Raw genomic sequence first — 12812 nt, 5'->3', positions numbered from 1 at the left:
ATTATGAGTATTATCTCGACGAAATATCTTCTGCAGGACGCGCAGGCAAAAGGCTACGCCGTTCCGGCGTTCAACATCCACAACGCGGAGACGATCCAGGCGATCCTCGAAGTGTGCAGCGAAATGCGATCGCCGGTGATCCTCGCGGGCACGCCGGGCACCTTTAAGCACATTGCGCTGGAAGAGATCTACGCCCTGTGCAGCGCGTACTCGTTAACCTACGACATGCCGCTGGCGCTGCATCTCGATCACCACGAATCGCTGGACGATATTCGTCGCAAGGTCAACGCGGGCGTGCGCAGCGCGATGATAGACGGTAGCCACTATCCGTTTGAACAGAACGTGAAGCTGGTGAAGTCGGTAGTCGATTTCTGCCACCTCAACGACTGCAGCGTCGAAGCCGAGCTGGGCCGCCTGGGCGGCGTGGAGGATGACATGAGCGTGGACGCCGAAAGCGCGTTCCTCACCGATCCGCAGGAAGCCAAACGCTTCGTCGAACTGACCGGTGTCGATAGCCTCGCCGTCGCCATCGGCACCGCGCACGGCCTGTATACCAAACGCCCGAAAATCGACTTCCAGCGGCTGGCGGAAATCCGCGAAGTGGTCACCGTGCCGCTGGTGCTGCACGGCGCGAGCGATGTGCCGGATGAGTTTGTGCGCCGCACCATCGAGCTGGGCGTGTGCAAAGTCAACGTGGCGACCGAGCTGAAAATTGCCTTCTCTGACGCGGTTAAAGCCTGGTTTGCCGAAAACCCGCAGGGTAACGATCCGCGTTTCTACATGCGGGTCGGAATGGACGCCATGAAAGAGGTGGTCAGAAGCAAAATTACCGTGTGCGGCTCGGCAAACCGATTGCTGCTTCCGGCAGAAGCCTGATTAAAAAGGAGCTTATCCTGATGAAAAAAATCCTCGCACTCTCTATGCTTGCCCTGTGCGTTTCCCATAGCGCGGTGGCCGCGAACTACGTGCTCAATAACGACAATATTGCCCTGTCATTTGATGACGCAAACTCAACGGTAGTGGTTAAGGACAGCAAGGCTAACCATCCGCTCACGCCGCAGGAGCTGTTCTTTTTGACGCTGCCGGACGAGACAAAAATCCACACCGCTGATTTTAAAATCAAGCATGTCGAAAAGCAGAACAGCGGGATTGTCATTGATTTCACCCATCCGGACTTTAACGTGACGGTGAAGCTGAACCTGGTGAAGGGGAAATACGCCAGCATCGACTACACCGTTGCCGCAGTCGGCCAGCCGCGAGACGTGGCGAAAATGACCTTCTTCCCGACGAAAAAGCAGTCTCAGGCACCCTATGTTAACGGGGCAATCAACAGCTCACCGATCGTTGCTGATTCGTTCTTTATTCTGCCGGACAAGCCCATCGTTAATACTTACGCCTATGAAGCGACCACCAATCTCAACGTAGAGCTGAAAACCCCCATTCAGCCTGAAACGCCGGTCAGCTACACCATGTATTTCGGTACCTTCCCGGAGACCAACCAGCTACGCCGCAGCGTGAACCAGTTCATCGATGCCGTGCGTCCTCGCCCATATAAGCCTTATTTACACTACAACAGCTGGATGGATATCGGCTTCTTTACCCCGTACTCCGAGCAGGACGTGCTGGGGCGGATGGATGAATGGAATAAGGAATTTATCACCGGGCGCGGCGTGGCGCTGGATGCCTTCCTGCTTGACGATGGCTGGGATGACCTGACCGGGCGCTGGCTGTTTGGCCCGGCTTTTAGCAACGGTTTTGGCAAGGTACGGGTGAAAGCCGACAGCCTGCACAGCTCGGTAGGACTGTGGCTCTCACCGTGGGGAGGTTACAACAAGCCGCGCGACGTTCGCGTCTCGCATGCAAAAGAGTATGGGTTCGAAACCGTCGACGGGAAGCTGGCGCTGTCAGGGCCGAACTACTTTAAGAACTTCAATGAGCAGATCGTTAAGCTTATCAAAAACGAACACATTACCTCATTCAAGCTGGACGGGATGGGTAATGCCAATTCACATATCAAGGGCAGTCCCTATGCCTCGGATTTTGACGCTTCCATCGCTCTACTGCACAACATGCGCAGCGCCAACCCAAATCTGTTTATCAACCTGACGACCGGTACCAATGCCAGCCCATCCTGGCTGTTCTACGCTGATTCTATCTGGCGCCAGGGCGATGACATCAACCTGTACGGCCCCGGCACGCCGGTGCAGCAGTGGATGACCTACCGCGATGCAGAAACGTACCGCTCCATTGTGCGCAAAGGCCCGCTGTTCCCGCTGAACTCACTGATGTACCACGGGATCGTCAGCGCGGAAAATGCCTATTACGGACTGGAGAAAGTGCAAACGGACAGCGATTTTGCCGATCAGGTCTGGAGCTACTTCGCGACCGGCACCCAGTTGCAGGAGCTGTATATCACCCCATCCATGCTCAACAAGGCGAAGTGGGATACCCTGGCACAGGCGGCGAAATGGTCGCGGGATAACGCCAGCGTGCTGGTGGATACCCACTGGATCGGCGGGGACCCGACCGCACTGCAGGTTTACGGCTGGGCATCCTGGAGCAAGGACAAAGCGATTCTCGGCTTGCGTAACCCGTCGGATAAACCGCAAAGCTACTACCTGGATTTAGCGAAAGATTTCGAAATTCCGACAGGAAACGCGGCGCAGTTTCGTCTGAAAGCGGTGTACGGCAGTAATTCAACCGTACCGGAAGAGTACAAAAACGCGGTGGTGATTACGCTGCAGCCGCTGGAAACGCTGGTGTTTGAGGCGATGCCAGGAAAATAAAAAGTGTTCAGCTGGCAGGTTAAGCCATGACCTGCCAGCTTCCCCCTTTCCTTGCCCCCAGGCGTTTTAATTTACCTTTTGTTTGCAAAGAACGGAGATAACGTTCCGCAGTGCGCGAAGTCACGCCCAGTGCAGAGGCCAGCATCACCGCGGTCATTTGCGGTTGAACGGTAAGAAGCTCAAGGATCGTATTTTCCTTTTCCGACAATTCTTCCGACATTTTTTCCGACATGACGGATGTCATATCGATGCCTTCCCGCAAAGCTTCGGCCAAATTTTGCAGCATAAACGCCACGAAGGCCGTGCAATCACTGGCCCGATCGCATTGTCCTAAAATCTGGTAATAGCGCGCTTGCTGGAAGTGAATGAGTGTCTCCACGGGCAGCCATGCAAGCTCTGCACGCCACTGGCTTAAGATCAACGTTTGCCACAGCCGCCCCATGCGGCCATTTCCATCCGAAAAGGGATGAATAAACTCAAACTCGTAATGAAATACCGAGCTGGCAATCAGCGGGTGAAGATCGGTTTGCTTAAGCCAGGAAAGAAGATCGTCGATAAGGCGGTTCATCTGCGAGGCTGGCGGAGCCATGTGGACTAACTGGTTTCCACGGTACACCCCTACGTCTCCATTTCTGAGCTTTCCGGGATGATCGACCAGACCCATCATCAATAATCGGTGTGCATTGAGTAAGTCATTGAGCTTCCAGGGCTTCCATTCGGGCAATTTTTCATATGCCAGGATAGCGTTGCGTACTTCCTGAATATCTTTTTCAGGTGCAAGCACGCGCTTGCCATCCATGATTGCCGTCACCTGCCCTGTCGTCAGCGAGTTGTGTTCAATGGCTAGCGATGCCTGAATGGTTCGAATACGGTTCTCTTTACGGAGAAGTGGAGACGTTCTACCTGAATGTGCCGCCCAATGCCCCAATAGCTCACCAATCTCAACCACCTGATTGAGGATAAAGGGTGTGATGGTGAACGGAGGCTGATAGCAGCTCATTTGGATTACTCCCCCTGCTGCTCCAGCGCATACTTATAGAGCGCATTCTTTTTCACACCGTGGATCTCCGCCGCTAATGCTGCCGCTTTCTTCAGCGGCAGTTCCGCCTGCAGCAGCGCCAGCGTGCGCAGCGCGTCGGCAGGCAGCGCGTCTTCCTGCGCCTTATGTCCTTCGACAATCAGCACCATTTCACCCTTGCGGCGATTTTCGTCTTCCTTCACCCACGCCAGCAGTTCGCCCACCGGCGCGCCGTGGATGGTTTCCCAGGTTTTGGTCAGCTCGCGCGCCAGCACCACGTAGCGGGCTTCGCCCCAGACGGTCACCATGTCTTCCAGACTTTCCAGCAGGCGATGAGTGGATTCGTAAAAAATCAGGGTGCGCGGTTCCGCTTCCAGTTCTTTTAACACGTCGCGACGGCCTTTGGATTTGGCAGGCAGGAAACCTTCATAGCAGAAACGGTCGGACGGCAGACCTGCGGCACTTAACGCAGCAATCGCGGCGCACGGACCCGGCAGCGGCACAACGCGAATACCGGCTTCGCGACAGGTACGCACCAGGTGATAGCCAGGATCGTTGATCAGCGGCGTCCCGGCGTCGGAGACCAGCGCAATGTTCTGCCCCTCTTTCAGCTTCGCCACCAGCGTTTCGGCTTTTTGTTGCTCATTGTGATCGTGCAGAGCAAACAAACGGGCGTTAATCGCGAAATGTTGCAGCAGTAGGCCAGTGTGGCGGGTATCTTCAGCAGCAATTAAATCAACAGCTTGCAGTACAGTGAGCGCACGTTGGGTAATATCAGACAAATTCCCGATAGGAGTAGGTACAATATAAAGCTGGCCTTGAGAATTATCTGCCGTTTCGTGTTGTTTCATTGTTTCGTCCGTATTGCCGATTTAATATTGAGCATTGCGTAAAAAAAATCACTGGATACAGTATGGTACCGTTAACGTTTCTTCGAAAAAAAGCCACGCGCAGCGTGCCGCTTCTGCTGGCAGCCCTGATCTTTGCAGGCTGTGGCACCCAGGCACCTGACCAGAGCACCGCCCATCTTCAGGGTTCTGCTCAGGCTGATTCTGGCTTTTATCTGCAACAAATGTCGCAGAGTTCAAATGATACCAAGACCAACTGGCAATTACTCGCCATTCGTGCACTGCTGAAAGAAGGTAAAACCCAGCAGGCTGCCGAACTGTTTAACCAGTTGCCGAAAGATCTTAACGACACCCAGCGTCGTGAGCAGAGCCTGCTCTCTGCCGAGCTGAAAGTCGCGTTGAAAGATTACGCCGCCGCGAAGAAGATCCTCGGTGACATTGACGTGAGCGCGCTGGATAAAAATCAGCAGGCTCGCTTCTGGCAGGCGGGCATTACCGCAGAGCAGGGGCGTCCTTCCCTGACGCTGCTCCGCGCCCTCGTCGCGCAAGAGCCGCTGCTCGGCGGTGCCGATAAGCAGAAAAATATTGATGCCACCTGGCAAGCGCTTGCCTCTATGACCCAGGAACAGGCGCAGGCACTGGTCATCAACGCCGATGAAAACGTCCTGCAGGGCTGGCTGGATCTGCAGCAGATGTGGTTTAACAACCGCAGCGATCCAAAAATGTTGAAGGCCGGTATTACGGACTGGCAGACACGCTACCCGCAAAACCCGGGTGCGAAAATGCTGCCAACCCAGTTGGTGAACGTGCAGAACTTTAAGCCCGCCTCGACCAGCAAAATCGCCCTGCTTCTGCCGCTCAACGGCCAGGCGGCGGTGTTCGGCCGTACCATTCAGCAGGGCTTTGAAGCAGCGAAAAACGGCACTGCGTCGGTAACCGGCAGCGCAGTTCCCGCGCAGGCGGCCCAGGCGGCTAACGTGAATGATGTTGTCAGCCCGTCAGCAGCAGAGACCAGCGACCTGACCACGGCACAAGCTCCAGCGCAAGGTACGATGCAAAACCCGGTGACGGCTCCGACGACGCCGCCGGCTACAGCAGCACCTGCGACCCAGGCTCCGGCCGAGACGCAAGCGGCACCTGCTCCTGGCACAACGGCAGAACAGCCTCAACAGCAGCCTGCACAACCCGCAGCCCAACCTGCTGCGCAGCCGCAGGCCGTGGCAACCACCAGCGCCAACCCGGGCGCTGAGTTGAAAATCTACGACACCAGCTCGCAACCGCTTGATCAGGTTCTGGCGCAGGTTCAACAGGACGGTGCAAGCATCGTTGTCGGTCCGCTGTTGAAAAACAACGTGGAAGAGCTGATGAAGAGCAATACCACGCTGAACGTGCTGGCACTCAACCAGCCTGAGCAGGTTCAGAACCGGGCCAATATTTGCTACTTCGCGCTTTCCCCTGAAGATGAAGCCCGCGATGCGGCGCGTCATATTCACGAGCAGGGTAAACAGGCTCCGCTGCTGCTCATCCCACGCAGCGCGCTGGGCGATCGCGTGGCCAATGCTTTTGCCGATGAGTGGCAGAAGCTGGGCGGCGGCGTGGTGCTGCAGCAGAAATTCGGTTCCGTCTCTGAACTGCGCGCTGGCGTCAACGGTGGAGCGGGTATCGCGCTTAACGGTAGTCCTGTCACCGCGAGCCTGCCACAGCAGCAGGGCGTGACGATTGGCGGCCTGACGATCCCTGCCCCACCTACCGACGCGCAGATTAGCGGTGGCGGTAAAGTGGATGCGGCCTATATCGTTGCCACGCCGCAGGAGATCGCCTTTATCAAACCGATGATCGCGATGCGTAACGGCAGCCAGAGTGGCGCAACCCTCTACGCCAGCTCACGCAGCGCGCAGGGCACCGCAGGCCCGGATTTCCGTCTGGAAATGGACGGTCTGCAGTACAGTGAAATCCCGATGCTGGCAGGCAGCAACCCGGCGCTGATGCAGCAGGCGCTGAGTACCGTACGTAACGATTACTCGCTGGCGCGTCTGTATGCGATGGGTGTCGATGCATGGGCGCTGGCGAACCACTTTACCCAGATGCGTCAGGTACCGGGCTTTGAGCTTAACGGCAACACCGGCGATCTGACCGCAACTCAGGACTGCGTCATCAACAGGAAGTTATCATGGCTCAAATACCAGCAGGGGCAAATCGTCCCGGCCAGTTAAGCCGTAAAGAGACCGGCGATGCGTGGGAGTTAAAGGCGCGTCGCTGGCTTGAAGGCAAAGGATTGCGCTTTATCGCCGCTAACGTCCGCGGGCGCGGTGGCGAAATTGATCTGATCATGAAAGACGGTCAGGTCATCGTGTTTGTAGAAGTCCGCTTTCGACAGTCCTCCCGTTTTGGCGGTGCTGCCGCCAGCGTGACGCTCGCCAAACAACATAAATTATTACAGACTGCCCACTTGTGGCTTGCCCGCCATAATGGGAGCTTTGATACTGTGGATTGCCGGTTCGATGTGATAGCCTTCACCGGAAATGAGATCGAATGGCTTAAAAACGCTTTTGGCGAAGACGCATAATTAAGATTTAAAAGGGATAACGTGCTCGAAAGAATTAAAGTGTGCTTCACAGAAAGCATCCAGACTCAGATTGCCGCGGCGGAAGCCCTTCCGGATGCTATCTCGCGTGCCGCAATGACGCTGGTGCAATCCCTGCTTAATGGCAACAAAATCCTCTGTTGTGGCAACGGCACGTCAGCCGCCAACGCACAGCATTTTGCTGCCAGCATGATCAATCGCTTTGAAACAGAACGCCCAAGTTTACCTGCCATTGCACTTAATACCGATAATGTGGTCTTAACGGCGATTGCTAACGATCGTCTGCATGACGAAATTTACGCAAAGCAGGTGCGAGCCCTGGGTCACGCCGGAGATGTGCTGCTGGCCATCTCCACGCGCGGCAATAGCCGGGACATTGTCAAAGCCGTTGAAGCCGCCGTCACCCGCGACATGACAATCGTGGCCTTAACCGGCTATGACGGTGGTGAGCTGGCGGGTCTGCTTGGGCCGCAGGATGTGGAAATCCGCATTCCTTCTCACCGGAGCGCACGTATTCAGGAAATGCATATGCTCACGGTGAACTGCTTATGTGATTTGATCGATAACACGCTTTTCCCTCACCAGGATGATTAAGGAGTTCTTATGAAGGCTTTATCGACCCTCGCAGTCCTTATGTCTGCATTACTGCTTCAGGGATGTATCGCAGCGGCCGTTGTGGGTACTGCGGCGGTAGGCACCAAAGCGGCAACCGATCCACGCACTGTGGGGACGCAGGTGGATGACGGTACGCTGGAACTGCGCGTCAACAGTGCGCTGTCGAAAGACGAACAGATCAAGAAAGAAGCGCGTATCAACGTGACGGCTTATCAGGGCAAAGTGCTGCTGGCAGGCCAGGCCCCGAATCTGGAGCTCGCCTCTCGCGCGAAACAGATTGCGATGGGCGTTGAAGGGACAACAGAGGTGTTTAACGAAGTGCGTCAGGGCAAGCCAATTGGCCTGGGTGACGCCTCTTCCGATACCTGGATCACCACCAAAGTGCGTTCCCAGCTGTTGGGCTCGGACCAGGTGAAATCCTCCAACGTGAAAGTGACGACTGAAAACGGCGAAGTGTTCCTGCTGGGTCTGGTGACCGACCGTGAAGGGAAAGCGGCGGCCGATATCGCCAGCCGGGTGAGCGGCGTGAAGCACGTCACCACCGCGTTTACTTACATTAAGTAATCCACACCTGACTGTAGGCCCGGTAGGCGCTAGCGCCACCGGGCTTTTTTTTACATCAACGCAATACTCCCCACCATCACCCCGCTCAACGCCACCAGCCCTGCGGTCAGCCACAGCGCTTTCGCCGGGAACGACTTACGCAGCATGATAAGCGACGGCAGGCTGATCGCCGGCAGCGTAATCAGCAGTGCCAGCGCCGGTGCGGTGCCCATACCGGCCAGCATCATGGTCTGAACAATCGGGATCTCCGCCGCCGTTGGGATCACAAACAGGCAGCCTGCAACGGCCATCGCAATGACCCACATCAGCGTGTTGTCGATAGCGCCATCCGCATGCGGGAAGAGCCAGACGCGCGCCGCGCCCAGAACCAGTACCGCCAGGATATAGACCGGGATGGTGCTCCAGAATAGCTGCCACAGCGCTTTACCCCAGCGGGCGAAGAATCCGCCCTGCGGCTCGCTGATGTCCAGCTCTACAGACGCAGACTCAGGCGCGTTGTCCTTCACCATATGTTGCACCAGCGTCGCTACCACCAACACCGTCACCAGACCCGCAACCAGGCGGATCGCGGCAAAATGCCAGCCCAGCACAAAGCCCATAAACACCAGCGTTGCCGGGTTGAGCAGCGGGTTCCCCATCCAGAACGCCAGCGCGCCGCCCATCGACACGCGCTGACGACGCATCCCTGCAGCCACAGGCGCGGCACAGCAGGAGCACATCATGCCCGGCAGGGAGAAAATCGTGCCCAACAGCGTGCCCTGAAAGCGCGGCTGTCCGAGGGTTTTTACCAGCCAGTTACGCGGGATCAGCACCTGAATCAGTGAACCCAGGATCACGCCTAAGACGGCAGCCTTCCAGACGGCAAGGAAGTAGACCATGGCATAATCCCACGCCGCATGAAGCGGGCTGGAATCGGCCTGCGCGAGAATAGATTTACCGATGCTGTGCGTTTCAGCGGCGGTGAAGGCTTTACCGTAGTACGGCTGCCATTTCACATACCAGAGGCCAACAATGACCACGAGAAAGAAGAGTGCGGGCTTCCACCATTGAACAGGTGTTGCCGCCTGAGATGAAGACTGACCAGTCATAGCATTCCCCGGAGAGTATTAGGTTATTAGCCGGGGGAGTTTACGCCTCGCCCTGCGCGATTTCACGCAGTTTTGCCGAGGGGATAATGTTTACGCCCGCTTTCGACGGGGCCAGTCCCTCTTTTAACATCGCGCGGGCGACATCCCGCGCCTCGATGGATTTCCAGTTGCCGGGAAGGATCCGAAACAGCGGGGCCAGTATCGACTCGTTAAATCGGCGTTCATCCCGGTGGCCGATCAGCATCGAAGGGCGCACAATCGTCAGCTGCTCCCATTTCTGCGCAATCAGTGCATCCTCCATCTTGCCCTTCACCTTGTTGTAGAAGAAAAGCGATCCGGCATTGGCGCCGAGCGCGCTGACCACCAGAAAATGTCTGGCCCCCAGCTTTTTCGCCGTGAGCGCAGTGTCCACCACCAGCGTATAGTCGGCATGGATAAATGCCTCTTTGCTGCCCGCCTCCCGCCGCGTGGTGCCCAGACAGCAAAAGGCGATATCAATGGGATCCTGCACCTGCGCCAGCGCATCCGTCAGCTGAAGATCGTGCGGATTAAAGACGCCAGATAAGTCCGCCAGCGGTCGACGCGTCGGGGCGGCGATGTAGTTCACGCGGCGATCCTGAATCAGCAGCCGCAGCAGATGATCGCCCACTAACCCGGTAGCACCCGTAATCAATACCTGACTCATCTTATCCCCTTTACAGAATTGTCCGTTTGCGAACTCAGCGTCGTCGACCACACTTAGAAGTCTGTTACAGGTAAGTATTTACCACAAGCGGAGAAAAATCAGTCTGAAGCCAAAACAACGGAGGAAGCATGGGCAAGAAAATCGCAGTCTTGATTACCGACGAGTTTGAAGATTCAGAATTCACCTCTCCCGCCGAGGCGTTCCGCAAGGCGGGACATGAGGTCATCACCATTGAGAAAGAAGCGGGCAAAACGGTGACAGGCCATAAGGGCGAGGCGACCGTGACCATTGATGAGACCATTGATAACGTTAGCCCCTCAGATTTCGACGCTCTGCTGTTACCCGGCGGCCATTCCCCGGATTCCCTGCGCGGGGACGAGCGCTTCGTGACCTTCACCCGGGACTTTGTCTCTACCGGCAAACCGGTCTTTGCCATCTGTCACGGCCCGCAGCTGCTCATCAGCGCAGAAGTGGTCCGCGGACGTAAGCTGACCGCTGTGAAACCGATCGTTATCGATCTGAAAAATGCGGGGGCCGAGTTTTACGATCAGGAGGTGGTCAACGACAAAGACCAGCTGATCACCAGCCGAACCCCGGACGATCTCCCGGCGTTTAACCGCGAAGCGCTACGCCTGCTCGGCGCGTAACCAGTGCAGCTTCTTGCCAAAGCCCAGGGTGTTGTCGGTAAATTTCAGCTCATCGAGGCGGATTTCCCACACCGGGGCTTTTAGCGCAGCGGCAACGGGAAAGCGGCGCGTATAGTGCTTACGGCGCGCGTCGCTCTCTTCGCCGTCCAGACGACGGATCTCCCCTTTGAACTGTACGCCGCGGATCAGCGCGACCGTTTTCGGTTGACCATTCACCGTGCCTGCCACCTTTGCCTGCTGGCCGGTCATCTGCGCATGACGCGTTTTGTCTTCACTCATGACATAAAAAGCCACGCGCTCAGGGTCGTAGTAGTAAAACGCGTTTGCGCACCACATCTCCCCCTCGTCATAGACGCACCAGGTGACAACATGCTGCTTCGCCAGCCAGCGGTTAATGGCGGCCAGTGTTTCCATTTTCGTTCTCTCTCATGCTATGGTGCGTTCACCTTAACATACTGAATCTGTTTACCGTGTGCTGGTTTCTCTATCTTATCCGAACCGCTGATAACGCACTCTACACCGGGATCACCACCGATGTGGCGCGGCGTTTTTTACAACATCAAACGGGGAAAGGGGCAAAGGCACTGCGGGGTAAAGGGGAACTGCAACTGGCATTTTCAGCCGCGGTGGGCGACCGATCGCTGGCGCTCAGGCTGGAATACCGCATCAAGCAGCTGACGAAGCGCCAGAAAGAGCGCCTCGTGACCGGAGACGGCTCCTTTGAGGCGCTACGCGAGAGCCTGATTAAAAGCGATTGAAATGGTCGTGGTACTCGACCAGACCATTGACGCCGTTGAGCGCATCGTCCGCCAGACGATGGACCTGGAAAGCGGATTCCGTATCCGGCCAGCGGCAGCGCAGATCGTAATGCGCGGCCTGCTCAAAGCCCAATCGGCCATAGAACGCTGGATCGCCCAGCGTTACCACAGCGGCATAGCCAAACTCATTGAGCGAGTCCAGCCCTTCATAGACCAGCTGACGTGCCAGCCCCTGCCCGCGATAGCTTTCATCTACCGCAAGCGGTGCCATGCCTACCCACTGCAGATCTTCGCCCTGAACGATGACCGGACTGAAGGCAACATAGCCCACCACCTGACCTTCGTCATCGGTGGCAACCAGCCCCAGCGTAATCAGGCCGTCTTCGCGAAGGTCGTGGACCAGTTGGGCTTCGGCATCGCTCGCAAAGGCGCGGCGTAACAACGCATCGATCCCCGGCGCATCAATCCCAATTTCGACTCGAATCAGCATGGCTCACCTACTGAAGTGTGTTTACCGTCCGGCGGGGTTTTAAGCCCGGCCTCAACAAAATCTGCCATTTGCATTAACATCACGCGCAGCGCTTTCGGCATCTGCTCCAGCTCAATGGCATCCATTAAATTCTTAACGTACAGGCCCAGCTCCGTGTCGCCTTCAATCACCAGACGGCGCTGGAAGAAGAGCGTATCCGGATCCTGCTTACGCGCGGCGATCATCAGCAGATCGCTGGCGTTGGCGCTAAAGCTCACGTCCGCCTCGGCGGATTCGCGTACGATCAGCTGGTCATTCTCAACGGAGGTAAACCAGCGCAGCCCGATGTCACGCACTTCAATGCTTAACCAGCGGCCTTCGAGGAATTCCAGCTCGCCATCCTGCAGCGCCTGGCGGAACTGCCAGCTCAGGACCTGCTCCAGCACCTGGCGTTTGAGCGCGAACGGCGCCAGCTTGACCGGCACGCTCAGCATTGATGGACCAAATTGTACGAGACGTGAACGCAGTTTATCCAGCACGAGCTTTACTCCCTGATATCTATAGTCCTGCTATTTTGCCATATCCGAAGCGCAACATAGCGGCGTAAATCAACAAACCGTCGTCCGTTAACCCTCATTATTGGTGCCATCAATACGCCATTAGCTGCCTTAAATCAAAAATTGTCGCGTATGGGTTAATTAAAATCCCAGCTCGTTAACAATTTTGCGATCGACTACATCAGGATAAATT

15 protein-coding genes are annotated in these 12812 nt (G+C 56.4%); 8 read left to right on the top strand and 7 right to left on the bottom strand.

The window, feature by feature from the left end:
* Positions 1 to 3 precede the first annotated feature (3 nt).
* Both kbaY and FU672_RS11680 read left to right on the top strand, forming a co-directional pair.
* Positions 4 to 876 (top strand): tagatose-bisphosphate aldolase subunit KbaY, encoded by an 873-nt coding sequence (kbaY, locus tag FU672_RS11685; RefSeq protein ID WP_148243359.1) that lies wholly within the window; start codon positions 4 to 6, stop codon positions 874 to 876.
* A gap of 20 nt (positions 877 to 896) precedes the next feature.
* Entirely contained in the window at positions 897 to 2786 is a 1890-nt protein-coding gene (locus FU672_RS11680; RefSeq protein WP_148243358.1) for an alpha-galactosidase, read from the top strand.
* A 19-nt stretch (positions 2787 to 2805) separates the two neighbouring features.
* Here the strand turns inward: FU672_RS11680 and FU672_RS11675 are convergent, their stop codons facing one another.
* Both FU672_RS11675 and rsmI read right to left on the bottom strand, forming a co-directional pair.
* On the bottom strand, positions 2806 to 3786 hold the full coding sequence (locus tag FU672_RS11675) for a Fic family protein (RefSeq protein WP_148243357.1): 981 nt from the start codon (positions 3784 to 3786) through the stop codon (positions 2806 to 2808).
* Positions 3787 to 3791: 5 nt separating this feature from the next.
* Entirely contained in the window at positions 3792 to 4655 is an 864-nt protein-coding gene (gene rsmI / locus FU672_RS11670) for a 16S rRNA (cytidine(1402)-2'-O)-methyltransferase (protein WP_148243356.1), read from the bottom strand.
* Between the two features lie 62 nt (positions 4656 to 4717).
* Between rsmI and FU672_RS11660 the strand changes: the two genes are divergently transcribed.
* The 4 genes from FU672_RS11660 to dolP are packed head-to-tail and all read left to right on the top strand — an operon-like array spanning position 4718 to position 8415.
* Positions 4718 to 6865 carry a penicillin-binding protein activator gene (locus FU672_RS11660; protein WP_148243355.1) on the top strand — a complete coding sequence of 716 codons (2148 nt, stop codon included), beginning with the start codon at positions 4718 to 4720 and terminating at the stop codon, positions 6863 to 6865.
* Positions 6823 to 7218, top strand: a complete 396-nt coding sequence (locus tag FU672_RS11655; protein ID WP_028014533.1) for a YraN family protein — start codon at positions 6823 to 6825, stop codon at positions 7216 to 7218. Before FU672_RS11660 ends, FU672_RS11655 begins: the two co-directional genes overlap by 43 nt.
* Positions 7219 to 7239: 21 nt before the next feature.
* The gene (diaA, locus tag FU672_RS11650) at positions 7240 to 7830 is read left to right on the top strand and encodes a DnaA initiator-associating protein DiaA (RefSeq protein ID WP_003861754.1); all 591 of its coding nucleotides are present in this window, start codon (positions 7240 to 7242) and stop codon (positions 7828 to 7830) included.
* 9 nt (positions 7831 to 7839) lie between these two features.
* Positions 7840 to 8415, top strand: coding sequence for a division/outer membrane stress-associated lipid-binding lipoprotein (dolP, locus tag FU672_RS11645; protein WP_029739641.1), 576 nt, complete (start codon positions 7840 to 7842; stop codon positions 8413 to 8415).
* A 50-nt stretch (positions 8416 to 8465) separates the two neighbouring features.
* Here dolP and FU672_RS11640 read toward each other — a convergent pair whose 3' ends face one another.
* Positions 8466 to 9503: a permease gene (locus tag FU672_RS11640; RefSeq protein WP_148243354.1), complete on the bottom strand. Its 1038-nt coding sequence runs from the start codon at positions 9501 to 9503 to the stop codon at positions 8466 to 8468.
* A 40-nt stretch (positions 9504 to 9543) separates the two neighbouring features.
* Positions 9544 to 10188 carry an NAD(P)H-binding protein gene (locus tag FU672_RS11635; RefSeq protein ID WP_148243353.1) on the bottom strand — a complete coding sequence of 215 codons (645 nt, stop codon included), beginning with the start codon at positions 10186 to 10188 and terminating at the stop codon, positions 9544 to 9546.
* 128 nt (positions 10189 to 10316) lie between these two features.
* Here FU672_RS11635 and FU672_RS11630 point away from each other — a divergent pair, with 128 nt between their 5' ends.
* Entirely contained in the window at positions 10317 to 10835 is a 519-nt protein-coding gene (locus FU672_RS11630) for a type 1 glutamine amidotransferase domain-containing protein (RefSeq protein ID WP_023333577.1), read from the top strand.
* Here the strand turns inward: FU672_RS11630 and FU672_RS11625 are convergent.
* Positions 10815 to 11249 (bottom strand): YhbP family protein, encoded by a 435-nt coding sequence (locus FU672_RS11625; protein ID WP_148243352.1) that lies wholly within the window; start codon positions 11247 to 11249, stop codon positions 10815 to 10817. The genes FU672_RS11630 and FU672_RS11625 overlap by 21 nt on opposite strands.
* A gap of 14 nt (positions 11250 to 11263) precedes the next feature.
* Between FU672_RS11625 and FU672_RS11620 the strand changes: the two genes are divergently transcribed.
* Positions 11264 to 11593: a GIY-YIG nuclease family protein gene (locus FU672_RS11620; protein ID WP_148243351.1), complete on the top strand. Its 330-nt coding sequence runs from the start codon at positions 11264 to 11266 to the stop codon at positions 11591 to 11593.
* Here the strand turns inward: FU672_RS11620 and FU672_RS11615 are convergent.
* Entirely contained in the window at positions 11580 to 12083 is a 504-nt protein-coding gene (locus FU672_RS11615) for a GNAT family N-acetyltransferase (protein WP_148243350.1), read from the bottom strand. The genes FU672_RS11620 and FU672_RS11615 overlap by 14 nt on opposite strands.
* Positions 12077 to 12601, bottom strand: a complete 525-nt coding sequence (gene ubiT / locus FU672_RS11610) for a ubiquinone anaerobic biosynthesis accessory factor UbiT (protein WP_023333580.1) — start codon at positions 12599 to 12601, stop codon at positions 12077 to 12079. The genes FU672_RS11615 and ubiT overlap by 7 nt, the downstream gene beginning before the upstream one ends.
* Between the last annotated feature and the right edge of the window lie 211 nt (positions 12602 to 12812).

Source organism: Enterobacter asburiae, from assembly GCF_008080435.1.
In the GTDB taxonomy this organism is placed as follows: Bacteria; Pseudomonadota; Gammaproteobacteria; order Enterobacterales; family Enterobacteriaceae; genus Enterobacter; species Enterobacter asburiae_C.
This window is presented reverse-complemented; position numbering and strand designations above follow the sequence as displayed.